Here is a 22,021-nt window from a genome sequence, read left to right as displayed (position 1 = left end):
TCCGGCCCGCCGCCATGGACCTTCACTTGGGTTGGACGAGGACAGTCCTGTCTCAGGGTCTAGCGTCAGATTGTCTATTGCCGGAGCGGTCGGTAATGGCAAACGGGACAACCGCGCGAGCAACCACATGAGGAATTTGTATGGTTTGACCTAGAACAGCTTTGTAAGACTTAATGCCGGTGAATTCGCCCCACAATTGTACCACGTCATTACCTAGAATTCGCGGCTCGCTCCCGGATGTGGCTCGATAGTCCACGTAGACCGTATCCTGCCAAATGTCGTACTTTTCGCGCGAAACGTTCACGCGAAGCGCGTAATCGAGCCCGCTCTGCACTGCCTGAACAACCTTGCCCCTGAAGGTGACAAGCTGTCCGGTGTAAGCTGTCGGAGATCGCGCAAGCTGCTCATAGCTGATATTGGCTGATTGAGCCTTTACTTGCTCGACGGATAACGCTGCGTATTTCGATGGCGGGCGCGGTGGATCAGATGCAAAATGGGCAGCTGCGAAGAGAGCTATCACACCAACGATAAATACCAATCCAAGGAACTTAAGCATGTTGGTCCCCGACCTCCGTGCGGCGTTGACGTGTTGCCGCGGTTGTTACATCCCACTCCGTGGAAGCATCGGGGTGATCTTGACCATCTCGCAATGGAAACGCGCTTGTTGTCCTCTCGATGTCCATCATAACGTCAAACCTCCGCGCCGTATCATTCAGTCAAACACGCCCGGATACATCCGCTCACATTTACGGAGAGTGTCTTCTGTGTATACGTTCACATTTCCTATGCGGATTTCCCGTTGATACATTCTCCAAAGATCGCGACAATTTTCCTTTGCTTCATCCATGATCGCCTTGGACGATCGGTTGATCTGGTTGATGGACTCGCACAGCTCCTTCAACTGCGGTTTCCTTTCGTTCTCGCAGTTAAACTCAATTCCATTCGCCGCCGTCGAACAACATAGAAACATCACTAATAGAATTCGCTTCATGTACACCTCGCAATGAAAATGCGGCCACGACGGTGACCCCCGAGTGATGATCGTAGATAGATCATCTTCCCCATCGCGCTCCCCACGCGGCCTCATCTGGTCTCGGAGAATGGATTGCTTTGACGCTCATGCGTCCTCGTCTGAAAATAGATCGTCACAAATCAATCTGAAGTAGACGCTAAAGATGGCCTAGTCGCGGTGGTGATGATGATGATGCTCGTGATGCTCGCGGCCACGGGCGCCTCCACCTCCGGAGTGCGCAATAGCGTTTGACGTGGTGGAAAGCAGCATCGTCACGGCTGGCGGCGCGACCGCCGCGAATTTTCCGCAAGTCTTGAGAAATTCACGCCGATCTTCGTCTTCCGCGGGCATAGCGGCCATCCTGCGATTGTGGAGGCATTAAATTAGCATGCATTAAATAAATTAAAAGAATTTAAATCAGTTAATTCGCCAAGAACGTAAGCGAGACTGACTATTTGGGGCGTGGTTTTCGCAGTCGCCTGATGCACTGCGGAACTGAATTGACTAAACGCCGTCCAAGAAAGGGATTCAGTGGTTCCATCCATGAAGACTGCCGGTGCACTCCAACAGGGGAGGAGCCGTGGCGTGATTATCAGAGAACCCCATTTCGACACCTATTCTATCCTGGCGCGCGTCTGTTTTGCCATCGCGCTCGTGGGTGGCGCACTACTGGTCGCCCTAGTCGTTACGAGCATCTTACTTCATTAAATAACGCGCTAAGAACCGTAGTGCGGCGCGTGATGTTGGGCACCATGCCTAGAGAGATCGCCATAGCGCTCTGGTCACTAGCCGCCGCCTGCATAGTGGCGTTTAGCGTTGCCGCGCTCGTATCCCCGCATTAGCAAGTAAAGCCCGAGGCGTGCGGACCGTCCTCCTAGTTCTTGGGCTATGGCTATTGATCAACGTTTTGTTTGTTGTGATCACGATGCCCCCTCGCAGGCCACGCTTGCCGCCTCGACCAGCGCGGCCAACGTTGCTCGAAGCATCGGAGCAATCAGGCGCATTCTGAAAATGCGACGCCGTTGAAAAGTCAGACGATTGCGCTGTCATTTAAACCTGTCGAACACTGGACTTTTACTCGTCATTTTAATCTGCGAGACTTTCAATCCGACACAAACAATGGCTTGCGAAGAACAAGCTCGAAGGAGGTTCGCAGTGTAGAAGGTGCGACGCTTGCGCGCGATGGGTTCTCTGTGCCGTCAACAGGCCGCATACAACAGCATGAACAAATGGAAACTCCTCGCGGACGCGCAATGCTGGGAGCACTTGGCTGAGCTTGAGCTGTCGTCCCACTTCCGCGAATGCAACGTCGGTAGCTCGACTAGCTCGCTTGATCCGGCTGCAACACGGTGATGAAAGCCGACCCACGGCCAACTGTATAAACATCGGGGGCGTGCAATGAGTAACCGTAAGCGGGCGTACAACCGCGTTGTCCTGCGCCTGCGCGCTCAGGCGCTGCTTTCTCAGCTTGCCGAACTTGAGACCCTTCGAGGCCGAGTGCGAGAGGCCGAGGAGAATACAGCTCTCGATCAATCGGCAGACCCGGTGAAGTCAACCATTCACTGATTGGATCGCAAGTCGTCGAGCGCGCGCTGCTGGGAGGGTACGCTGCCACAGCGCACGGCCGATCAGCCCTCGATGTGTTTCACCGTCGAAATCGGCCAGCGACCTTCATGTCCCGCGACCGAGATTCGAAGTCCGTGCTCATCATCGAGGAAGACGTGATCAATTGTGCCAGCCTTGCCGTCGGTCAAAACGACAGTCTTGCCGACTAGCTCCGTCTCGGCTTCGTGCAGTTCGCGCAAGATGTTCATCGCTCGCGCGTCGCCGGTCCTTGCAGCACTCACGATGCACTCTGCTTGGTGCGAATTCTTGTATTCTACCACTCTGGTATTTTGACGCGAGCACGCAATCGGGGAGTTCCAGGACGCGTGAATTGAATTCTGAGGCAATCCCTTTGGGTCTTACTTGTATCTTCACCACAGACGTGGCCGTTCGGAACTCTTGCAGTCCGCAATGAGTTACAGAGCCGCCGAATGGATCGAGCATGAGCGGTCGTGTCCGCCGTAGCACGTGACGCTTCTTGATCGCGCCGGTCGGCAGCACTTGAACACAGAGAGAGGCGACAATGAAGGCACCACTTCTTCTTGCTGGCGTACTAATCATCGGATGCACCGCCCCAGCACTGGCCGATGAGTACTATGTCGTCCAAGGTCCGAGCCGCCAATGCACGGTTACCACCACACGCCCGGCGGACAAGGAGGTCGTAACACAGATCGGTCCGATGGCTTTCAAGAGCCGCGTGGAAGCCGAAGATCGCATCAAGCAGACCAAGGTCTGCGAGGAAGGGACAGTTGGTAGCAGCAGCACGACCGTTATCAAAGAGAAGTAAGTAATCAACAGCACGTTCCCGACCGGGTTCGTCGTCGAGAAAGTCGCGCCCATTTTCTGTCGGCGCGACTTTGTGTTTTCCAGACCGGCTGACCAGCGGGGTTCATCCCGGCGGCGGCTACCGAATTCCGGTGAGCAGGTGGCGCGGATGCTCAAAATCCAACGCTGCTATCTGGGACAGAACTCATCCTCAGGCAATTTCGCGCAGCGGCAACGCGAGCTGCACGGCGAAGGGTCTGGTCGCGTTGGCCTTGATGAAGGCTTGGAGCGGCGGGGAAGCCGCGTAGGAGTCGTCGGCCGCCCGCTCCGCTAGTTCGTCCGCGATCTCCGCTGTGGCGTCTCGTGACCAACCCTCAACGGCATTGAACACCACGAACCGCAGTGGATAGGCGTATTGCTCGGAAGGAATATCGCGCAGCACTGTCTCTCGATCCGTGTCTGCCTCGTCTGTCTCTCGCCAAGCGCAGCCGGCGCGGGCGCCGAAATCCTCCAACACTAGATAGATATCTCGATCGAGACGGTCGGACGGCACGATCGACGGCGCGCTACGCATGACGCAACTCCGGAACTGTTGACGATCAACCGAGGCAGGTCGTCCTAAGTTCCCGTCATTGCAGCCCGGCGTCAAGCTCATCCCGAGCGGCCCGGGCAATACGAGCTTGCGGTCGATGAGATCGTCGCAGCTTGCGACGGTGATTGGCGCGGTGCGCTCAGAGCGCTGATGCTGCTGAATGAGCGGCTGGAGCTGCGATTGGAGCAGATGAGTGAGGTTCATCCTCCTCACCAGCGGCTGGATTAGCTACACAGCTCTTGCTCTCTCAAGCTATGGATTGGCAATTCCGCCTCGATAGGCTTCAATCATCGCCGATGTAACATCGCCGGGATAGCATAGCGGTGCCGCGCCGCCCGGCCGTGCCCCCCTCTAGCGGCTACATTCAGCCCTCGCGCTCGATTACTTCCATCTTTTTCCGCGTCAGAAGACCATCGGCAACGCTCCGCATAATGATGTACGGCTTAATCAACGGGCTGCTGAAGCGATATCGAATTTTTCGAGTTTCGCCGGTCCTTTGAAGGATAGCTCCGCGCTCTGTCTTCGTGAATTCATTCAAGTGACGTGCGAAATTAGGGATGTCATAGGTCTTTCCCGTGATGACTCGGAGGGGATGGCGAACTGACGCGGCCGTAAAATAACCGGTAGCGTCAGGAACAGCCAATGCACAAGCCGCCAGAACTTCTCGAAAGAGATGCTCCGGCTGATGACTGTGGGTGGCAGTATGATAGGTCGTTATGACTGACTGCTGCCATTGGCTAAGAGAATTTCGCACGCCCGTTTGGACGTCAGTCAACGTCAGGTCAAGTGATTGTCGGTTCAATGCCGCTCGGCACGCATGCAAAGAAATCAGGTGAGTGACATACGGAAGCCCTTGGGATAGGGCCGAAATTTCCTTTAAGGCATCATGCTTGATGGTCAGTCCTAGCTTAGCGGTGCCTTTCGTGATGATCTGTTCTACCTCAGCCTGAGACATTCTGGGGAGTTTCACCTGCACTAGAGCCCGCTCAATAGATTGATGCTCTCCCACTAATGCATCCACTGAATCGGCAACGCCGATCAGCATGATTGTCGCGTCCACGGCATGGTCCGACAATGACTTGATCGTGTCAGCCATCATGACTGTGGTAATTGGGTTCTTAAGACGATCAAACTCATCAAAGATGATGACCATTGAAAACTGATCGGAGAGGTGGCTGATTGCTCTACGTACATCATCTGGCGCGACCTGTTCGGGAAGCAGATCGAGCACATCCTCGTTCAGCTCAATGGGTTTTGCTGTGAAGCCCACGCCCTGTTGAGTCTTGCTGAGCGATACGTCGCGTAATACCTTTCTCCAGAGAGAGCTGAAGTCGTCCGAAGCGTCGCAGTTCACACGTGGCATGACCATCGTGTGCTGCCCAACGTCCTCTAGAAACTCGATAAGCACATTTGACAATGACGTCTTACCAACACCTCGATCTCCATACAGAACCGCGTGATATCCTTTTTGCGAAATCGCACCGATAATCTGGGCAACTTGATCTGATCTGCCCGCGAAGAGCTCTCGCTCGTTCAGGGGGGAACCCGGCGTGAAGATTTTGCCAGCTTCGAATGCGAGCTGATGGAAGTTGATCGCTGGGCTGCTGGCGGTCATCGAGGTTCCTAGTAATTCCCAAAATGTTCCAAGTTACGTGCCGAATCCAGCTAGTTGCGTCAAGATCGCTGCTCGACTATCCACATTTAGCTTGTAAGCCGCGGATTTTGTCGGGTAAGTCGACGTTAACCATGTATTGAAATCCTGACGCGGGAACGCCACGTTGCGTTGCCCAGTTCTGTGTCAAAGGGACTGGTGCGTGGTATTGGCTGCGCGTGGAGCGGGAGAAATCGAAATGGGTATCAAATCACACGCTTTTGGCCGTGTGACGCTCACCGGCAAAGACGCCAAAAAGTTCAAGAACTTGGCTGTTTACGGGAAGGCAAAGCCTGCCGCAACCAAAAGTCTCAAATCAGGCGTCGCCCTAGTACGTAAGTTGAACACCAGTGGGACCCTGACGCTTACGCAATCTTCGTCGGGGCGTTTGGTTGTCAAAGCCGAAGCTTGAGATCAGACAAATAAAGGCCAGTGACCGTCTCACTGGCCTTTCTTTAGGCGACTCGGCATTTACGCCGCTGAAAATCTTTCTTCAGAAGCACGCAAAGGCTTATCACGAACGAAACTTGGCCCGGACCTACGCTGCATTCGACGCTGCGCAGGGCGGCAAGGTCGCTGGTTATATCACCTTGGTCTCTGGAGAGATTGTGTTGGAGGGCGACCGCTCGCTTTTGGACGAGCCGGATATTCAATACAACTATAAGAGCTATCCGGCTCTGAAAATTGCCCGGTTAGCCGTTCACGAGAAATACCGAGATGTGAAGCTTGGTACTTATCTCGTTCAACTGGCGCTAGGCACAGCAAAGGACATCATCTGCCCGGCAATCGGATGCCGCTTTGTTGCGGTTGACTCCAAGCAGCAGGCAGTGAACTTTTATTTGAAGCAGGGCTTCAGTCTTCTTGATACGCGCCAAAATAAGCAGAGGCGCGAGCCTGTGCTATTCATCGACCTGCATAAGGCCTCATAATCCGATACACCTTCTTGCAAGGGATATCCCGGCGTGGAACGCGCTCTGACGCCTCATCAGCCTTGCGGTGCTGGTCTATGCGGCCGAAATCACAAACTCAGGCAGGTCCTGTTGGGGGGGGACGTAGGTAGCGCTCCCCCGCTCCCAGCGATCCCCCCGACATAGCCACGTTCGGAACAGGGCCGGATTGCCGCAGAGCGTGGCCAGACGGCCTTTGATGTCAATTCGCACGCTCCGTTCACAGCACTCGCCGTGGTGCCCGCGCCGCCCGGTCGGCTCGGGCATGTGCAATGATCGCGTCACCAACTCGCGGATCGTCGCAAACTCGGTCCGCGTGCCGCACCTGCCCTACAAGCCGCGCAAGGCGTGTGTGAACGCCAAGAGGCAATTTCAAACTGGCCGAGCGCCTGATGGCGTGTATGTAAAAGTGTATGTACGGCAGGCCGCCTTCGGGAACGATCTATTTTTGTGGACCTATCTGAGCAAATTGGCGGACACTCTCTCCGCCATACAGCCCGAAAAATCCTTGAATTTCATCACCTCACGAAAGTAGCTGTTTGGCGGCCCATACCCTGGCCCATACTTCCGATCACGTGAGCAACGAGCCCTTTGCTTGCGTCTGGCGCCGGTCGCTAATCATGGACGTCGCAAGCCTCGAGCGTCACCTTCAGCGACGGCGCCGCAATTGCGTGATTGTAGAATTCCAGTGACGTCTGAAGTGTCTTGAGCTTCCTCGCCATGGTTGTCGGCAGCCCTGCGGCTTGGCCCTAGCGCCGGCGCGCGACCCAGGTGCCGAGTAGGAATGCGACGAAGAGCGAAGCCAATGGGGCCTGTACCGTCACCTTGCGCAGCCGCTCGGCCCAGCGCAGCGCCACCTCGTTTGAAGGCTGTCTCAGCGACCTTCGGGTCTCGGCTGACTCCCTCTGGCGGCTCGGCTGCGCCGCGCCGATGGCTTCCTCATCTTCGACCAGGCCAGAGGCTTCGGTCATCGCAGAGACTTCTTTCATATCCATGCGGTCCCTCCTATTCCGACCTCACGCTGACTTCCGCTGCGGCTTGGCCGCCGACTTCTTCGCCGCCGTCTCCTTGGACTTCTTGCCCTCGATCGGCATCAGCATCTTCTTCTGACCACTCGATGCCTTGCGCGGTTTCTTGGCCGACTTTGCGGCCTTCGCCGGCGCGGCCTCCCGGCCGACGCTCCGCCGCAGCGCCTCCATCAGGTCGACCACGTTGGTCGCCGCCGGCCGCTCCTTCGGAGTGATCGGCTTGCCAGCGCACTTCCTGTTGATCAGGTCAATGAGCGCTGTCTCGTAGTGGTCCTCGAACTTCTCGGGCTCGAACCGCCCCGCCTTCTGGTTCACGATGTGCCTGGCGAGATCGAGCATGTCCTTCGTCACTTTGACGTCCTGGATCTCGTCGAAATACTCCTGCTCGCTACGAACTTCGTATCTGGTGGGCGCTTCATAGTCAGAAGCTTCGTCACATCATGCAGATCATCTGCCGATGAGACGGCAACCGTCAGCCATTTCCCGTCGATGTATGTTTTGGCTTCATCGTAGAGCTTGACCAATTGCGGCCGCCAGACATAGCGCCGCTCCTCAAACTTCTCACGTTCTGCGCCACCCATCACCACGACAGCCGAAAACCTTCGGAGTTCCGGCGCCAAGGTGCAGAACGCCTTGGTTTTCTTGTAGCGCAGAGACCAACCGCGATTCTTGCCACCGTAGAGCCAGTCCGGCGCGAAAATTCCAGGGTAGAATTCGTCGATCCAGTTCCGCAGCTCAGCCCAATGCTCGAACGCATCTGACCCGAGCCAATTGCGTACGGCGCTGTCATCGGGCGGTGCTGATTTGTCGGTGATCCTGTCGCCGACTTGGGGAAGCGTACCGGCAGGTAAAATCATCGAAAGACCTCGTGTTCATAGTCCGGCGGAGGCCGGCGGGTTATGATGCAGCGTGCCAAGAGGCGCGCTCTTGAATGCTGCTGGTGCGACCGTCCCCAGAGCAGGAGGGCATCACGAGAGCACTGCAGCACGATCGAGGACGCCTCGAAGCTCTCCCATGACCGTAAGGTCGATGGCGGCAAGAGCGTTGTCCCTCGCTGACGTGGCCTTGTCCCCGTCAAGAAACGCGGTGGCCTGTACCGGGAGGAATTGCAGGGTTTTCAGCCCAATGGAGTTCAGCGCCAGCGTCAGGTACGGCGTGAGGAAATCGGGCTGATTGGCTCGCTCGCCAGAAAAGATGGCACCGGAAGCGACGCCGATGAAAACCGGACGATCCTGAAGCATTCCCACCTTTCCGGACGGCGTCGACTTCATCGTGCGACCGACGCGCAGAATTTGATCGATCCAGGCCTTGAGGACCGAGGGAATGGTGAAGTTGTGCATGGGCGTTCCGATGACAATCACATCGGCCGCCTCGACTTCCTGAATAAGCGCTTCGGAAACGTCCAGAGCACCCTTCGGCGGAGCCGCCAACGTGGCCGGCGAAGACAGCGTGACCGCGTAATCCGCCACGACGTGAGGCAAGGGTTCAGTCCCTAAATCACGCCGAGTGATGCTCGCCCCGGGCGCAACCTCGAGAAGCCTTTCGACGATCGCCGCCGAAAGCTGGCGGCTATGCGAATCCTGACGCGGACTGCAATCAATATGGAGGATGTTCATGCGATCGATTCCAATTGCTTCGTGAGATTGCGACGGGACCAAACTCAGATCGAGCCGGCCGGCGCGACGGTCGGAAAGTCCTTCTCGTGATCGAAAACGTTGTTGAAGAAGTTCGTCAGCGAGTACATGGCCACCAATGCTACGATCTCGATGATGTTCGCGTCGGTGTAGCCGGCCTCGCGGACCACTTTCAGATCGGCATCACTGACGTGCCCGCGCGTCTCGATTACTTTGCGTGCGAACTGGACGGCGGCGTGCCGCTTCGGGTCGTTGGCATGGCCCTTTCTGGCAAGAATGATGTCATCGGCCGATAGCTTCGCCATGTGCTCGGCTGTGAAGCTGTGAACCGTCAGGCAATAGTTGCAACCATTCACCTCGGAAACTGCGAGTCCGATACTGTCGCGTGTCTTCACGTCGAGCGCTTTGCTCAGGGAGCCGAGCAGGGTGGCCCAAGAGTTGAATGCGATTGGACTCTGCGCGAAGGCCGCCATCATATTTGGGGTGAACCCGATGTTCTTGGTGAACGCATCGAGGGTCGATTTCGATTCAACCGGCACCTGTTCTTGCTTCAGAGCAACAGTTCTTGCCATCGTAGTCTCCATAAGTTCTCGAGTTGATTTTGAATTATGCAAAGTCGAGCACGTCAGCCACCGGCATGCGGGGCTTCTGCGGCCAGTTGCCTGCTCGCTCCGGCCCGACGGTCAGCAGCATGACCGGCACTTCGTCTTCGGCCAGACCGAACTCGCGGTGCACGGCTTCGGCGTCGAAGCCGATCATCGGCGTCGAACCCCAATCCAAAGAGCGAGCCGCATAGATGATCGCCGCGGCGCCGAAGGTCGCTGAGCGTACCGCCTCATCGCGCTGCCGCTGGGGCTGATCGTCATACAGTCCGCGCGCAGGGATTTCCCAATCCGACACTAGGTGCGCCGGCATGATCCCGGCTTCCACGACAGATGCCAGACGATCGGGAACGGTGCTGGCATCGGCCAGTTGCCCGATGATGATAAAGGTAACGGCAGCGTCGAGGATCGCGGGCTGCTTCCAGGCAATCGGATGGAGCCGAGCCTTGGCCTCGGGCGTACGGACGGCGATGAACCGCCAGTTCTGCAGGTGGAAGGATGTCGGCGCGGACGTGCCGATCCGCACCAACTCACGGATCTGATCGTCGCCCAGAGTGGCGGTAGGGTCGTAGTACTTGGCGGCACTGCGGCTTAGAATGGTTTCAATGACGACGTTCGTCGGCATCGGCTGGGTGAGCGAATGGGAAGGTTGGGATGCGGGAGTATTTCCGCCCGTCTTGGCCTGCGGGATGATCTCAGCGATTGGGCAGGCTGCGGGATCGGCGACTGTGGTGGTGCAGTTCATTAGGTGGCTCCTTCATCAAGTGATGACGGAGCCCAACTTACGGCTGGTCATGGAAATCTCGAGACTGGATCAGCTCAATACGATGCGCGAAAGGATCAAACTGGCGCGCGTCCGACCCAGGCTCTACTCACCCTTGTGTGCCACTCGGCGCCATTCCCCCGGTGTCATCCCCATTCTCTCGGCAAATACACGCCGGAATGCCGACACGGATTGATACCCAACTGTATCGGCCACAGCCTCGGTGCTGATGGCAGGTTTTTTCAACTCGTTGGCGGCCAGGCTCATGCGGAGATCGGTCAGCAGGTCGAGGGCGGAGCAACCTAGCCTGTCTTGAAAGTGCCTCATGAACGTAGCGCGCGACATGCCGCACATCTCCGCCAAATCAGGCAGTTTCCAAGACCGCGCTGGATCGGCAAACATCGCCGCAATGGCTGGAGCCAGTCGCGGATGACCAGCGAGGGCCAAGAGGCCCTCGGGCGCTTTCTCGGCTTCGCTCGCCGAGCGCAATACCAGGGTGAACAGGGCTGAAGAAAGTGCGTCGAGAATAGCACGTCCTCCGGCTCTATCACCGGCGGACTCCATTCGCATCAGCCCCACCAAGCTGGCCAGTTGGTTCGAAGCGGAGCCGGTTCCGTCTTCTCCATTGCTGTTCATAGCCCGTGCGACCAGTTCCGCGGGCATGTAGTTGCGGATCAGCCGATCATGGGGTGGCGTAATGAAAAATCGCCCACACATCAGATCCAGTTGCTCACCCTGCCCATCGTTCTCGCTCAACATCCATCCGCCAGAGCCTACGCTTTCGCGTGTACGGATTGGCGTCTGCCCACTACCGTCGTGCAGCACATGCGCCGCACCATGAGGAAGTAGCACGATATCCCCGCTCACCAGCTCCCGCGCCGTTCTCGTCTCCGGATTCTCTAAAAAGGCCCGGCCCTTGACTATGACGTGGTAAGGGATCTCGTTCGCCGCTGCCCGGCCCCAGGTAAGACGCCACGGCGCACCGTAGGCGCAGCGGACCTCGAGCTGGCCGGTGATGGTGATCAGTTGCAGGAGATGGCTAAGCCAATCGATTTGGGACATAAGATCTCGCTACCTTGGCCGGATCGCGTAGTATATCGGAATTCGCGATATCCAGACCGATTGTCGAAATTAACTGCATAGCTTGCGCCTCCGAATCGTGGGAGCCTCAAACGGAGCGTCATCGTCATTGACCGCAAGATCTTCGAATGCGGTCGCGTCAATTCGAATGATGCTGGTCGAGATCATCGATGAGGACGGACATTCGGTCGTTGCGGAGGCGGCGGATGTCAGGAAAGGTGTTGCCCTTTGCGATAGCCCTCAACATTTCTGGAGGCTACTCGCTACTCTTGCCCAGCAGAGGCCGCCGCCGTGCTCACGAAGATCCCCTGTAGCGATTTGGGCGCCAGCTCGACCACCGCTGCGTTGGGGCTGCCCAGCTGAACAACTTTGTCGGTAGTGATGAGATTAGTCGCTCGCAATTCCTCCCGAGAGAGTTCATGTAAATCTTCCCATGGCGGAACGTTTAGCGACAGTGACAACAGATCACCCGCGCCGCCCATGTCGAAGGTGTATTTGGCGAGACGTCCGATATCGCGCTCAACGATCATGAGATCATATGCGCTGTAGCTCGCGGCCTGAGCATTGTCGGCGCGGTCGCCCATCCAGATCTGATGCACGCGGACATGCGCTTGTTTAGGCACGGAACGCGCCTTACCTGACAGCAGCAGAAAAACGCACATTGATTCGCAGGAGGCCTCCGGCGACACGTGGGCGCGCTCGCCCAGTGCGCTGGGGCTAAGCACGCTAACTCCGACGGTCGTGAACATTTCGAGCGCCCGGAACCGCCGTCCGAGCGCGATCGCGTCGTTAACCGAGCCGCCGCCGGAATCCAACACGACGGTTTCGCCCTCGAGCCGACGATCGAGCGCGAAAGCATCGAAATCGCTTGGGGTCTCTTCGGTGACCATCCCGACCGCGCTGATCCAGCCTCGGCAATTCGGTTGGCAAGCGACCCAGCTGAACTTCATCTTCAATTGGCGCTCTTCGAGGGGGGCGCCGGCATACGCCGAGTGGCCCGGCATGGCTACAAGGTCGAGCAATGCGATGCAACAGGAGGCGACGCTGAGCAACGTCCAAGCTCGAATGGTCGCTCGGCGAGCGAGCATGAATCTCTTTCCCTCACTGGCTATCGGGTGGAATGAGCCGCCTCACGACGGCGCATATGTACTGGCGACAGCTGGTACGGCCCGTCCGGCGATACAGCTTCAGAATCGAATCTCAGCCAACGCAGATGCTTGGCGCGCCATTTCGGGCCGGGGCCACGCATGTAGTGCAACTCGGGCCGGTAGGTGTCGCGTATGTCCCTGACCAGATTGTGAGCGACGACGGCGACGTCGGAGACTGTCTCGGCCGTCTTGCGAGCAAAACTCGAAAATGCGGCTGCACCCAATGTTGTCATCGATGAATTCCTCGTATTTCTCTTGCCGCTCAACACAACGGCCGTTATCCCAAGCGTAGTCTCCGAGAGATGGGCCAAGCCATTACGCAGAGGTTGATCCTCATCGGTCCTTTGGCTGAGAAGAGCGCACCCAAGGTTTAGGCCCCGCCCGCGAGGGCCTTGCGACTGATGGGAAGGTCGCACCTCCTCATGGCGCATTATCGCTTTCAGCACCGGAAGGATGTCCGATGGGTTTGACTGGACGGCCGCGTATCGATGGAGAGAACGTTCTGTAGGCGCCCACAAAATGCCAGTTCAAGCCAACGAGTCTAACGTCAAAGTCCAAGAGGGGGAGCGTAAGCAGTCACTCGGGCTTCGCGGGTGGCGTGCGCTCGGGGTCAAGCTCTCCTGCTCGCCTCGAACAGGAACCATGTGCGACGTTCCGCCTCGTCGATCCAGTTTTCGATCAGGCTGGCCGTGGGGACATCGCCATGCTCGTCGCAGACGTTGTGAGTCTGCCGCATGCGCTGGGTGAGCGCCAGGTTATCTTCCTTCAGCTCGGCCAGCATGTCTTCGGGCGTGACGAAACGCGCATCATTGTCTTCGATGTGCTTCACCCTGGCGATGTGGCCGATCGACCGGATCGTTGTGCCGCCGATCTTGCGGGCTCTTTCCGCAATGTCGTCCGTCATCGCAAAAATCTGCGCGGCCTGCTCATCAAGAAGGAGGTGATAATCCCGGAAATTCGGGCCTGATATGTGCCAATGGAAGTTCTTGGTCTTGACGTAAAGCGCGAACACGTCCCCCAGAAGCACAGTGAGGGCGGCCGAAATATCCCTGGTGGCATTGGAGCCGAGATTGCTCGGCGTGTCGAGTGGTGCCTCGCGGCGCTTTCTCGCGTCCTCTCTACTCATTTTGATCTCTCCTTCGGGGTCAATGCAGACTGGCTATTCGCTGGGGTGGCTCTAGAGGAATTTTTGCGAAATAGAGTCAGCGCGTTTGCAAGGACTCGAATCTTGACGTTACGCGACATGGTCGAACGGCGGATCGACCGCGTTGTGTTCGATTGACCACCCGCGCTGGCACCAAGAATCGATGATGGTGTTTGAGGAGGGTATTCGCGTCTGCGCGCCGTTAGAAATGTCGGATCGTTATCGTTTTCATTCTCTCCGGCGCACGCGTCTGAAGCTTTCAGAGGCCAACGACCCTCGCGCGGGAGGTCGGAGCAAGCGCTCGAGTAGTAATCTCATTAGTTGAGGGGTCAGTCCCGTAGTGCTTCCGGAGGTTCGAGTGAAGCTGCTGCGGCTCCGCTACCCCGCGTGAAGTGTAACTTGCTCGACGGACAATGCATTGACGGCCGGCAGGCCAGCCGCATGCGAAGACGGCCCTCGTTCATCTCAACGCGCCTGAAGGTTTATTTGATAGGCGTCGTCAGAGGGGTGTCATTGCTGTCGAGGACGAAGACAGCGAGCAGCTTTGCCGGTTCGGTCTTGCTCGCATTGCGGCTGATCGAATGGATAGCGCCCGGCCGTTCGAACCAGGTCTCGCCCGCCCGATATATGCGCGTCTCGCCGTCATTCACCTTCGACTCGATCGCGCCCGAAATCACATAGGCGTAGATGAAAGCCGACTTCGCGTGGGTGTGGGGCACGGAGGCCGCGCCGGGCGCGTAATCGACTTCCACGGCGATCAGCGACTTGCCAGGGATATTGGGAATGGCCGCCTCGAAGTTCTTCGTGACGGTTTGCGCTCCGCTATCATGGGCGTAGATGGGGCCGGGCATCGAGAAGGCGAGGGCCGCGTAGGCGGCGGCGATGATGGTTCGGATTTTCATGGGCTTTCTCCTTCTGCCTGTAGGTTGGTCTTCGTTCTTCATCGTTTCCTCCCGGCCTTGCCGGCCTGCCGATTGCGGACACCGAGCGGGTCAGTCTCGCGGGATGAAGTCGCGTCGGGCCCCCGGCTCGATAACGAACACCGCGAGCGTGGCGAGAACGCAGGCGACGGCGGCGACAGTCATCGCCATATGGAATCCCGAGAACAGCTGAGGACCGCCCTGCCGCAGGACGCCGCCAAGCAAGGTGATGGCGAAGAGCGACCCGGCGCGCGAGACCGCGCTGTTGACGCCAGACGCGGTTCCGGCGCGATCGGTCTCGACGTGAGGACGAGGGTCGTCAGCGGCGCGATCGCCAGGCGCATGCCCAGCGCCAGCAACAGGATGCTGGGGAAGACGTCCGCCCAATAGGTCGCGTTCGAATCGACACGGAGCGCCATGGCGCATCCCAAGGCAACAACGGCGCCGCCGGCGAACAACGGCAATCGCCGGCCGAACCGGCGGCAGAGCATGCCGGCAAGTGGTGAGACGACCGTAATCAGCACTTGCAGGGGAATGAAGGCCAGGCCCGCCACCAGCGTCGGCAGGTGCGCGCCCCGGATCATCACGAACGGGATCAAGGTTAGCATGATCGTGAACGCTCCGTAGAGGAACGCAGTGAACAGGTTCGCGCCGACAACCGACCGCGAGGCGAAGAGGGCCGGGGGCAGCATGGCGTTGTCGCCTAATCGCCGTTCGGTTACGATGACGCTAAGCCGCCCAGACCGGTGATTAGGGTGACGAGCACCCAAAAATTCACACCGGAACCGTTGGTCAGGCTGGTCAGCCCCGCGCCCAGCCCGCCGAGCCCGACTGTCGAAAAGACCGCGCCACCGATGTCGATCCGGGCGTGGCTGGTCAGGGAGTCCTTGGGTATCCACGCGGTACCGATAGCCAGCGCGCCGGCGACGACGGGCAGGAGCATCAAAAAGGTCGTCCGCCAGGACCCGTGATCGAGGATCGCGCCGGCGATTGCGGGCGCGATGCCGCTGGCGACAGCCGCGGCGGCGGACCAGATGCCGACCGCACGTGCTTTTTTGTCGGCGGGAAAGGCCTGCCCAAGTACGGACAGGCCGTTGGGCAAGATCAAGGCTTCGCCCAAGCCTTGCAGGAAGCGGCCGACGATGAGTGGGGCGAAACTCGGCGCGAACCCGATCACGGTCGCGCCCAGGCCATAGAGAGCGATCCCGGCGAGGAAGATCCGCTTCTGTCCGAACCGGTCACCCAGGGCGCCGGCGACCAAGGTCAAGGCCGCGAGCGGCAGGAGCTCGGCGTTCAACACCCACTGCAAGTCAAGTGGCGACAGGCGCATGTCTCGGCCAATCGCCGCGAGCGCGACGGTGACGACGGCGCTGCTGACGAATACGAGGCCGCTGCCCAGGCTCGACGCGGCGAGCACCTTCGTGCTGCCCTGTGCGCCAACAGACTTAGGCTCGGTGAGCGCCAGGCTGCGGTCGGTCACGATCAGGGACATGCTGCTCACGACCTAATCCTCAGGTTGGGTCGAGCGCTGCGCGGCGCGAGCTCGAAGCCGACGAGCTCGACGCCGGCACAGCCCTTCAATTCGCCGCGCGCGTGTCCAATCGCGAACGCGCCGCGAGGGGCTTCTCCGACGCGTTAAGGACTGACGTCGTGAGCAGGACGGCGGCGGCGAGGACCCAGTAGTACCAGGCGTCGAGCCCAACGAATTTGAAGGCAAACGGAGCGATGATAAACACGACCCCGACGGCGCGATCGACCCAAAGGTGGAGCCAGTAGGGAATGATGCGGACGAGCCCGGTTGGATGGTCGGTCAGGGCGGCCAAGAGTAGCGCCGCGACACCGACGACAACCGAAAGCCACATTGCGACCGGTCCGCTCTGGCCGAGCTTCAGCGCGAACGGCGCTCCGATCAAGACGATCGCGACGGGATAATCGATTAGGTAGGCGTGGATAGACTTGGTGATGAAGCGGAACGACATCAGTGACTCCTACGTTGTTGGTTGCTCGACCGGTTCCTTGCGACGCGGAGAGTGCATCCAGGCAAGAGGATGATCACCGCCCTATGCTGGCAGGCACCCCGCACAACGTCACAGGTCAGCCCGGTTAGATGCACAGAAAAGCTATGCCGGCACGCTAACCTTTGGAAATGTCCGGTCGTTATGGTTTCCATTCCACTCGCCCCGCGCCATGGAAGCGCGCCTCTTACGAGTAATCACCGCCGCTTTGCTGAGTGAGGTTGCCGAGGTAGTCACGCTTCCCGATCGTCGCTCCAAGATGCCGGAGGATCGCGTGCGCAATCGAGATGTGGAAGAAGAAGTCGGGCAGCACTAGGTGCCGGATGTAGTCTTCGCCGCCGAACCACCCGCGCACGATAGGCGGCGTCAGTTCGTATGTGTGGGACTGCGCGCCGGAAATCTCGTCAGGCTTCACATTTTGCAGGAAACCGCGAGTCTCAAGGAGCCGTCTTTTCAACGCCGGATACATCATCGGGGTTTTACTGGGTGCTGGCGGATCGTGCTGCATCAACTTCGCCACGTGCGCCTCGACCTTGTTGCAGCTTACGGAGAACTGTTCTCCGAAAGTGAGCATGTCGGGCGCGAGCCGCTCGCCAAGAATCCTCCCAGGCTCAAACGCCTTGGTCCGTTCGAGTGCTTGGGCGTGGTCAAGATAGTCGTCCATTACGTTCAGCCCATGCACCATGACGGGGACTGTGATGTCATAGACCGAGATCAATGACTCCTCCTATCTCACGGCTTGCCACACCATATGGCCGGGACTCGACAGTGCCTCCACGAAACATCAGCGAGGCGAGCGCCTACGCATGCCGCCGCCTAGTGATGCAGGACGGGATATCCGTTCACGTAAATCCAGTCGGTGGCCTTGGCGGGCACATGGCACCCCTGGCAATCGGTGTGGTAGTCGGTAGTGGTAGTCTTGAGTGGCTTGTCCGCGTCGAACCATGACCATCCCCATCCGTCGCCCCACAACGGGTTGCCGGGATGTGTTCCCTTGCTGTCTTTCACCATGACGAACCAGCCCTTAAGCTTGTCGGCGTGGCTTACTGTGCCGGTGGTCATCTCGTTCGTCGAGGTCGCGAATACCTCTTTCACCAGAACGGCGCCGTCCGGGAACTGTCCCGTCTTCCGGTAGGCGTCTATCGTCCCCGGGGATGCGTAGACGGTGTGCATTTCCTTCGAGCCCTGATTGCTGTCGGAAGCAATCGCCCAACTCCCAAGCGCTTGGTAGACGGTTCGGTAGTCCGTCGGTACGCGCAGGTGCCCGGCGGCGTCCACCACGTTCGCGGTTAGGCCAGCCGGAGCCGCCCCGGTGATCTGAGCGAGCGCCGAGACGGTGCCGGCGACCAGCGAAATGGCAACAGTCAGGCCGACAGTCCTCGATAATTTCATTGGGCGCTCCTTTGCTGCCCGCGCGCGGCACGACGGCTGCGCGCAAGGGCTTCAATTAATGTCGAGGCTGCCGTGTGTTCGGCCGACCCAGTGGACCTCAGGATCGGACGCAGGCGGCGAAATGAGAAATTCCGTTTGGACATGCATTCAATAAGCGCGGGGTATCGTTGTCCAAGAGCGCTGTGCGCGTGCGTCCCGTCCGTCTTCGATCAGCCGTCAAGGAGCGCGCCATACAACAGCGCCTTGAGGTCAAATGACAGCAAATCGGCGAGGTCAATCACCGCGTGGGCGTCGGCAGGCCACAGGGTCTGGGATTCCCGCGTCCTAATGCAGAACGGCGTATGCAACCGCTATAATGACGTCCGCAAGTCACGAAGCCAATGCGCTGATCCGGACGCCGCACATTCCGGCGATAATAGCAGCCGCGACGATAGCGCTCATCGCGACGCTGACACTCCAAAGGCGATTGGCATTACGGTGATCGACACCATGCGCAATCAGCACCACTCTCAGCCCTGAAGCAAGGTGGCTCAGGACGAAGAAGGCGCCGAGCGCGTAGTGAGGCAGCAGACGGATATTCCATGCGTCATGAATGAGCCCAGTCGGGGCTCCAATCGCGAAATTCCAATCTGTCGGTATGGCCAGAAAGATTCGCGCATAGATGACCACCGAGTTCATGTGGCCGAGAATGTACAGTGAGAGATAGGCTCCCGAAGCCACTTGATAGGTTCGCTGGAAATCATGCGCTGCGGCACTCCAGCGCCATGCCAGAAAGAGGCCGGTGCCGACCTGGAAAAGCATGGCCGTCACCAACAGCGGTTCGCCTACGGCAGAGCGATAAACCACGCGTCCAATTCTCATAACGGCCGCATGCGCATCCGGCCCTATCAAGCCGAACAGATGATTGGTGAGATGAAACACCACATAAAGGGATAGGATCGCGGCCGTTACCCCGTGGACCACCCGCCAACTAGCGACTGCAGGCACAGCTGAAGCGACCGGATCGCGGGCAGACCGCGACCACATCGCGATTGCGAGCCAAATCGCGCACCAGACGACCTCGTCGGGAATAGGGCTTTTGATCAAGGTTTGGACAACGCCAAGAAAGACATAGAGCGTTGGCGACACCACGCTGGCATAGGCGAGGCGTCTTGAACCGGCAGTGAACGTCGGACGACAAGCCAGAGCGATGCCAAGAATCGGCACCACGAACGCAGCGATCAGGATAAAGGTCGCGCTGGCGATTGCGAGCGGTGGCGGGCTTACGGCCTGCGCGCCGACGATGGCATGAAAAGCATTGAGCAGAAATGGATAACTGATCGCTGTTGCCGCAGGAACCAGAGCCAAATAGTCAAATTGCTTCTCGAGAAGCCTCCTGCGGTTCTGCCGTCGAACGAACGCTTCCATCACAGACCTATAAAGCCACAACAAAGAAACCGGAGTACGAGACGACCTCCAAGTCAGTTTTGAAAACTTGCATTGGCATGTTGCCTTGCGGGCCGTGGGGTCGAGCTAGTGAATGCTCCGAACTGTGTCAAGGCAACGGATGATGGCAGCTTCGACCAAAGCTTCCGCAGAGTCTGGCCAGCGCACTGCGCGCTTCTGTCCGTTCTCATGCGCCATGCACGAACATCTTTCGGGGCAACTGCACGAATTGGGCGCCGTCGTGCAAGCCGCGGAATATATGGCCGATTCAGCGACTGAACGCGGCTTGGAAGTCTCTGCAGAATAGAATGTCAGCTCGGGTGGCATGCGGCTCGTGGCAATCCACGCTCCGGCATCACGTCACGCGGCGAGCGGCAATAACGATCGTCTATAGATTCGATGGCGAGAGGTGATTTCCCTCACCGGCCTTGCAAGGTCACTCTCGAAACGCGTGGTTCAGTCATAGTCAGGATCAGGCACTACGATGCGCTCCGCCAGTAGGCGTGTCGATTGAACGACTCAAATGATGCGAAAGAGAAAGACGCTGATGTCCCAAGAAACCTACGACATTGTCATTGTTGGTGCGGGCGCGGCCGGCTGCGTCGTTGCGAGTTATCTCGCCGTACACACGGATGCTTCGATCGCGCTGATCGAAGCGGGCGACACGGATCGCGATCCGTTCATACACATTCCTGCCGGCTTTGCCAAAATACTGGCCCACGACCGGCATGTCTGGAAATACGAGACGGTTCCCCAGCACGGCACCAAGCGAGCATATCGTTCAGGCAAGGTGCTCGGCGGCGGCTCCTCTATCAATGCGATGTGCTACGTCCGTGGCCAAACACGCGACTACGCCGCATGGCAGGACGCGGTCGGCGACACCGGCAAATGGTCGTATGAAGACCTGCTTCCCGTCTTCAGGGCGCAGGAAGATAACGACACCTTCCACGACGAATATCACGGCATCGACGGTGGGCTGGCGGTCCAGCTGCCAAAGGGCATCAACGAGCTGAACCAATATTGCCTTAAGGGCTTCCAGGAATATGGGCTTCCCTATAACCCCGACTATAACGGCAAGAGCCAAATCGGTGTCTCGCCGGTTCAGTCAACCGTCGGAAATCAACGCCGGTGCAGCGCGGTGGACGCTTATCTGCGTCCGCACCTCGCATCAGGCCGCATCACTCTTCTCACCGGCAAGACGGTCGTTCGCATCCTCGTCGAGAACAAGCGGGCTGTCGGCGTCGAGCTCATCGGCAACGGCCTCGCTACGATCATGGCCGGTGAGGTTGTGTTGTCGGCCGGCGCCGTCCATAGCCCGAAGATACTCATGCACTCTGGCATTGGTCCGGCCGAGCAGCTGCGCCAGCACGGTATCGCCGTGAGCGTCGATTCTCCGGAGGTCGGCGAAAATCTCCACGACCACGCGATCGTGCCGGTCCGCGCCTACGTAAAGGGCGATCTCGGCTATCAGGCAGCTGCGCAGGGCCTCGGCAGCGTGAAGGCGGGCCTACGCTATTTCGCCACCAAGGATGGTCCGGCGTCGGGCAACGGCATCGAGACGGTTTCCCACTGGAACCCGTCCGACTTCACTGCCGAACCTACGATCCAATGCTATCACGTGCCTATCATCGCGCCCGATGGAATCAGCCCGACCGGCGATCGCTCCGGCATCACCTTCGAGCTCGTTGTGCTTCAGCCCAAGAGCCGTGGCTGGGTGAGGCTGGCCGACAGCGACCCGACATCGATGCCGCTCATCAACCCGAACTTCATGGGCGAGGAAGAAGACCTGAGAGCCGCGGTGGAGTCGGTGCGCGCGATCCGCAAGGTCATGACGCAGGACTCGCTGGCGCCGGTGATCGCGGAAGAGATTGAGCCCGGTCCGCGCATCCAGTCGGATGCCGAGATCGGCGAATGGGTGAAGCGCGTCGTGACGACGATGTTTCACCCGGTCGGCACGTGCCGGATGGGCCAAGATGCACGAGCGGTGGTCGATGCAAGGCTCAAGGTCCGCGGGGTCGGCGGCCTCCGGGTGATCGACGCCTCGATCATGCCGAACATCACGAGCGGTAATACCAACGCCCCCACCCAGGCGCTCGCGCGCCACGCCGCGGCGATGCTGGTCGAGGACCTGAACCGGACTTGGGGGACTCCGGCGCAAGCTGGCGACGGCACTAACAGCAGTTTCCCCGCCCGTCGATCTGTCCTTGTCAATTGCAACATTTAGGTCCTTGGGGAGACGGAAGTGAGTTCGACTGACAGAACGGAGTATCCGGCTCCGACGACCCGGCTCGATCGCGG

General features: G+C 58.8%; 26 protein-coding genes and 1 pseudogene. 6 read left to right on the top strand and 21 right to left on the bottom strand.

Going from position 1 to position 22,021, the window contains the following annotated elements:
* Window positions 1–52 precede the first annotated feature (52 nt).
* Complete coding sequence (locus ACNJX9_RS39430; protein ID WP_439407422.1) at window positions 53–556, bottom strand: hypothetical protein; 504 nt, start codon at window positions 554–556, stop codon at window positions 53–55.
* 2,084 nt (window positions 557–2,640) lie between these two features.
* Window positions 2,641–2,826 (bottom strand): PRC-barrel domain containing protein, encoded by a 186-nt coding sequence (locus ACNJX9_RS39425; RefSeq protein ID WP_439407421.1) that lies wholly within the window; start codon window positions 2,824–2,826, stop codon window positions 2,641–2,643.
* A gap of 314 nt (window positions 2,827–3,140) precedes the next feature.
* Between ACNJX9_RS39425 and ACNJX9_RS39420 the strand changes: the two genes are divergently transcribed.
* Window positions 3,141–3,404, top strand: coding sequence for a hypothetical protein (locus tag ACNJX9_RS39420; RefSeq protein WP_439407420.1), 264 nt, complete (start codon window positions 3,141–3,143; stop codon window positions 3,402–3,404).
* Between the two features lie 189 nt (window positions 3,405–3,593).
* On the opposite strand, the gene ACNJX9_RS39415 is transcribed toward ACNJX9_RS39420, so the two are convergent.
* A complete protein-coding gene (locus ACNJX9_RS39415; protein WP_439410223.1) occupies window positions 3,594–3,956 on the bottom strand; it encodes a hypothetical protein in 363 nt (120 codons plus the stop codon).
* Window positions 3,957–4,013: 57 nt separating this feature from the next.
* On the opposite strand from ACNJX9_RS39415, the gene ACNJX9_RS39410 reads away from it, so the two are divergent.
* Window positions 4,014–4,202, top strand: a complete 189-nt coding sequence (locus tag ACNJX9_RS39410; RefSeq protein ID WP_439410222.1) for a hypothetical protein — start codon at window positions 4,014–4,016, stop codon at window positions 4,200–4,202.
* Between the two features lie 136 nt (window positions 4,203–4,338).
* Here ACNJX9_RS39410 and ACNJX9_RS39405 read toward each other — a convergent pair whose 3' ends face one another.
* A complete protein-coding gene (locus ACNJX9_RS39405; RefSeq protein WP_439407419.1) occupies window positions 4,339–5,589 on the bottom strand; it encodes an nSTAND1 domain-containing NTPase in 1,251 nt (416 codons plus the stop codon).
* A 235-nt stretch (window positions 5,590–5,824) separates the two neighbouring features.
* Between ACNJX9_RS39405 and ACNJX9_RS39400 the strand changes: the two genes are divergently transcribed.
* From ACNJX9_RS39400 to ACNJX9_RS39390, 3 genes are all read left to right on the top strand, one after another.
* Window positions 5,825–6,037, top strand: coding sequence for a hypothetical protein (locus ACNJX9_RS39400; protein WP_439407418.1), 213 nt, complete (start codon window positions 5,825–5,827; stop codon window positions 6,035–6,037).
* On the top strand, window positions 6,018–6,554 hold the full coding sequence (locus ACNJX9_RS39395) for a GNAT family N-acetyltransferase (protein ID WP_439407417.1): 537 nt from the start codon (window positions 6,018–6,020) through the stop codon (window positions 6,552–6,554). The genes ACNJX9_RS39400 and ACNJX9_RS39395 overlap by 20 nt, the downstream gene beginning before the upstream one ends.
* Window positions 6,555–6,771: 217 nt before the next feature.
* Entirely contained in the window at window positions 6,772–7,107 is a 336-nt protein-coding gene (locus tag ACNJX9_RS39390) for a hypothetical protein (RefSeq protein WP_439407416.1), read from the top strand.
* Between the two features lie 214 nt (window positions 7,108–7,321).
* Here ACNJX9_RS39390 and ACNJX9_RS39385 read toward each other — a convergent pair whose 3' ends face one another.
* The 17 genes and pseudogenes from ACNJX9_RS39385 to ACNJX9_RS39305 form a co-directional block, all read right to left on the bottom strand.
* Window positions 7,322–7,567, bottom strand: a complete 246-nt coding sequence (locus tag ACNJX9_RS39385) for a hypothetical protein (protein ID WP_439407415.1) — start codon at window positions 7,565–7,567, stop codon at window positions 7,322–7,324.
* Window positions 7,568–7,588: 21 nt separating this feature from the next.
* Window positions 7,589–8,002 (bottom strand): annotated as a pseudogene (locus ACNJX9_RS39380) (Ku protein); the annotation flags it as partial.
* The gene (locus tag ACNJX9_RS39375; protein ID WP_439407414.1) at window positions 7,948–8,457 is read right to left on the bottom strand and encodes a DUF3788 domain-containing protein; all 510 of its coding nucleotides are present in this window, start codon (window positions 8,455–8,457) and stop codon (window positions 7,948–7,950) included. The pseudogene ACNJX9_RS39380 and the gene ACNJX9_RS39375, both read right to left, overlap by 55 nt.
* 111 nt (window positions 8,458–8,568) lie before the next feature.
* Window positions 8,569–9,216 carry an FMN-dependent NADH-azoreductase gene (locus ACNJX9_RS39370; protein ID WP_439407413.1) on the bottom strand — a complete coding sequence of 216 codons (648 nt, stop codon included), beginning with the start codon at window positions 9,214–9,216 and terminating at the stop codon, window positions 8,569–8,571.
* Between the two features lie 44 nt (window positions 9,217–9,260).
* Window positions 9,261–9,806 (bottom strand): carboxymuconolactone decarboxylase family protein, encoded by a 546-nt coding sequence (locus ACNJX9_RS39365; protein ID WP_439407412.1) that lies wholly within the window; start codon window positions 9,804–9,806, stop codon window positions 9,261–9,263.
* Window positions 9,807–9,840: 34 nt separating this feature from the next.
* The gene (locus ACNJX9_RS39360; protein WP_439410221.1) at window positions 9,841–10,461 is read right to left on the bottom strand and encodes a nitroreductase family protein; all 621 of its coding nucleotides are present in this window, start codon (window positions 10,459–10,461) and stop codon (window positions 9,841–9,843) included.
* A gap of 243 nt (window positions 10,462–10,704) precedes the next feature.
* Entirely contained in the window at window positions 10,705–11,661 is a 957-nt protein-coding gene (locus ACNJX9_RS39355; protein WP_439407411.1) for a cupin domain-containing protein, read from the bottom strand.
* 281 nt (window positions 11,662–11,942) lie between these two features.
* Window positions 11,943–12,767, bottom strand: coding sequence for a hypothetical protein (locus ACNJX9_RS39350; RefSeq protein ID WP_439407410.1), 825 nt, complete (start codon window positions 12,765–12,767; stop codon window positions 11,943–11,945).
* A 20-nt stretch (window positions 12,768–12,787) separates the two neighbouring features.
* Window positions 12,788–13,060 (bottom strand): hypothetical protein, encoded by a 273-nt coding sequence (locus ACNJX9_RS39345; RefSeq protein ID WP_439407409.1) that lies wholly within the window; start codon window positions 13,058–13,060, stop codon window positions 12,788–12,790.
* Window positions 13,061–13,437: 377 nt separating this feature from the next.
* Entirely contained in the window at window positions 13,438–13,953 is a 516-nt protein-coding gene (locus tag ACNJX9_RS39340) for a Dps family protein (RefSeq protein WP_439407408.1), read from the bottom strand.
* 500 nt (window positions 13,954–14,453) lie between these two features.
* The gene (locus ACNJX9_RS39335; RefSeq protein ID WP_439410220.1) at window positions 14,454–14,873 is read right to left on the bottom strand and encodes a cupin domain-containing protein; all 420 of its coding nucleotides are present in this window, start codon (window positions 14,871–14,873) and stop codon (window positions 14,454–14,456) included.
* Between the two features lie 179 nt (window positions 14,874–15,052).
* Window positions 15,053–15,583, bottom strand: a complete 531-nt coding sequence (locus tag ACNJX9_RS39330; RefSeq protein ID WP_439407407.1) for an MFS transporter — start codon at window positions 15,581–15,583, stop codon at window positions 15,053–15,055.
* Between the two features lie 26 nt (window positions 15,584–15,609).
* Window positions 15,610–16,383, bottom strand: coding sequence for an MFS transporter (locus tag ACNJX9_RS39325; protein ID WP_439410219.1), 774 nt, complete (start codon window positions 16,381–16,383; stop codon window positions 15,610–15,612).
* A gap of 85 nt (window positions 16,384–16,468) precedes the next feature.
* Window positions 16,469–16,870: an SPW repeat domain-containing protein gene (locus tag ACNJX9_RS39320; RefSeq protein WP_439407406.1), complete on the bottom strand. Its 402-nt coding sequence runs from the start codon at window positions 16,868–16,870 to the stop codon at window positions 16,469–16,471.
* A gap of 223 nt (window positions 16,871–17,093) precedes the next feature.
* Window positions 17,094–17,624, bottom strand: a complete 531-nt coding sequence (locus ACNJX9_RS39315) for a DUF1993 domain-containing protein (RefSeq protein WP_439407405.1) — start codon at window positions 17,622–17,624, stop codon at window positions 17,094–17,096.
* Window positions 17,625–17,722: 98 nt separating this feature from the next.
* Complete coding sequence (locus tag ACNJX9_RS39310; RefSeq protein WP_439407404.1) at window positions 17,723–18,298, bottom strand: cytochrome P460 family protein; 576 nt, start codon at window positions 18,296–18,298, stop codon at window positions 17,723–17,725.
* A 369-nt stretch (window positions 18,299–18,667) separates the two neighbouring features.
* Window positions 18,668–19,705 carry a hypothetical protein gene (locus tag ACNJX9_RS39305; protein ID WP_439407403.1) on the bottom strand — a complete coding sequence of 346 codons (1,038 nt, stop codon included), beginning with the start codon at window positions 19,703–19,705 and terminating at the stop codon, window positions 18,668–18,670.
* Window positions 19,706–20,270: 565 nt separating this feature from the next.
* Between ACNJX9_RS39305 and ACNJX9_RS39300 the strand changes: the two genes are divergently transcribed.
* Window positions 20,271–21,947, top strand: coding sequence for a GMC family oxidoreductase (locus ACNJX9_RS39300; RefSeq protein ID WP_439407402.1), 1,677 nt, complete (start codon window positions 20,271–20,273; stop codon window positions 21,945–21,947).
* Window positions 21,948–22,021: the final 74 nt, after the last annotated feature.

Source organism: Bradyrhizobium sp. BLXBL-03 (assembly GCF_051853015.1).
In the GTDB taxonomy this organism is placed as follows: Bacteria; Pseudomonadota; Alphaproteobacteria; order Rhizobiales; family Xanthobacteraceae; genus Bradyrhizobium; species Bradyrhizobium manausense.
Note: the sequence above shows the minus strand (reverse complement) of the source record. Positions and strands in the feature narration are given on the sequence as shown.

What these genes read in the sequence shown, in the direction of transcription:
- ACNJX9_RS39430 (WP_439407422.1), bottom strand. Translation starts at nt 556, where the DNA reads ATGCTTAAGTTCCTTGGATTGGTATTTATCGTTGGTGTGATAGCTCTC.
- ACNJX9_RS39425 (WP_439407421.1), bottom strand. Translation starts at nt 2,826, where the DNA reads ATGAACATCTTGCGCGAACTGCACGAAGCCGAGACGGAGCTAGTCGGC.
- ACNJX9_RS39420 (WP_439407420.1), top strand. Translation starts at nt 3,141, where the DNA reads ATGAAGGCACCACTTCTTCTTGCTGGCGTACTAATCATCGGATGCACC.
- ACNJX9_RS39415 (WP_439410223.1), bottom strand. Translation starts at nt 3,956, where the DNA reads ATGCGTAGCGCGCCGTCGATCGTGCCGTCCGACCGTCTCGATCGAGAT.
- ACNJX9_RS39405 (WP_439407419.1), bottom strand. Translation starts at nt 5,589, where the DNA reads ATGACCGCCAGCAGCCCAGCGATCAACTTCCATCAGCTCGCATTCGAA.
- ACNJX9_RS39400 (WP_439407418.1), top strand. Translation starts at nt 5,825, where the DNA reads ATGGGTATCAAATCACACGCTTTTGGCCGTGTGACGCTCACCGGCAAA.
- ACNJX9_RS39390 (WP_439407416.1), top strand. Translation starts at nt 6,772, where the DNA reads ATGTCAATTCGCACGCTCCGTTCACAGCACTCGCCGTGGTGCCCGCGC.
- ACNJX9_RS39385 (WP_439407415.1), bottom strand. Translation starts at nt 7,567, where the DNA reads ATGGATATGAAAGAAGTCTCTGCGATGACCGAAGCCTCTGGCCTGGTC.
- ACNJX9_RS39375 (WP_439407414.1), bottom strand. Translation starts at nt 8,457, where the DNA reads ATGATTTTACCTGCCGGTACGCTTCCCCAAGTCGGCGACAGGATCACC.
- ACNJX9_RS39370 (WP_439407413.1), bottom strand. Translation starts at nt 9,216, where the DNA reads ATGAACATCCTCCATATTGATTGCAGTCCGCGTCAGGATTCGCATAGC.
- ACNJX9_RS39365 (WP_439407412.1), bottom strand. Translation starts at nt 9,806, where the DNA reads ATGGCAAGAACTGTTGCTCTGAAGCAAGAACAGGTGCCGGTTGAATCG.
- ACNJX9_RS39360 (WP_439410221.1), bottom strand. Translation starts at nt 10,461, where the DNA reads ATGCCGACGAACGTCGTCATTGAAACCATTCTAAGCCGCAGTGCCGCC.
- ACNJX9_RS39355 (WP_439407411.1), bottom strand. Translation starts at nt 11,661, where the DNA reads ATGTCCCAAATCGATTGGCTTAGCCATCTCCTGCAACTGATCACCATC.
- ACNJX9_RS39350 (WP_439407410.1), bottom strand. Translation starts at nt 12,767, where the DNA reads ATGCTCGCTCGCCGAGCGACCATTCGAGCTTGGACGTTGCTCAGCGTC.
- ACNJX9_RS39345 (WP_439407409.1), bottom strand. Translation starts at nt 13,060, where the DNA reads ATGACAACATTGGGTGCAGCCGCATTTTCGAGTTTTGCTCGCAAGACG.
- ACNJX9_RS39340 (WP_439407408.1), bottom strand. Translation starts at nt 13,953, where the DNA reads ATGAGTAGAGAGGACGCGAGAAAGCGCCGCGAGGCACCACTCGACACG.
- ACNJX9_RS39335 (WP_439410220.1), bottom strand. Translation starts at nt 14,873, where the DNA reads ATGAAAATCCGAACCATCATCGCCGCCGCCTACGCGGCCCTCGCCTTC.
- ACNJX9_RS39330 (WP_439407407.1), bottom strand. Translation starts at nt 15,583, where the DNA reads ATGCTGCCCCCGGCCCTCTTCGCCTCGCGGTCGGTTGTCGGCGCGAAC.
- ACNJX9_RS39325 (WP_439410219.1), bottom strand. Translation starts at nt 16,383, where the DNA reads ATGTCCCTGATCGTGACCGACCGCAGCCTGGCGCTCACCGAGCCTAAG.
- ACNJX9_RS39320 (WP_439407406.1), bottom strand. Translation starts at nt 16,870, where the DNA reads ATGTCGTTCCGCTTCATCACCAAGTCTATCCACGCCTACCTAATCGAT.
- ACNJX9_RS39310 (WP_439407404.1), bottom strand. Translation starts at nt 18,298, where the DNA reads ATGAAATTATCGAGGACTGTCGGCCTGACTGTTGCCATTTCGCTGGTC.
- ACNJX9_RS39305 (WP_439407403.1), bottom strand. Translation starts at nt 19,705, where the DNA reads ATGGAAGCGTTCGTTCGACGGCAGAACCGCAGGAGGCTTCTCGAGAAG.
- ACNJX9_RS39300 (WP_439407402.1), top strand. Translation starts at nt 20,271, where the DNA reads ATGTCCCAAGAAACCTACGACATTGTCATTGTTGGTGCGGGCGCGGCC.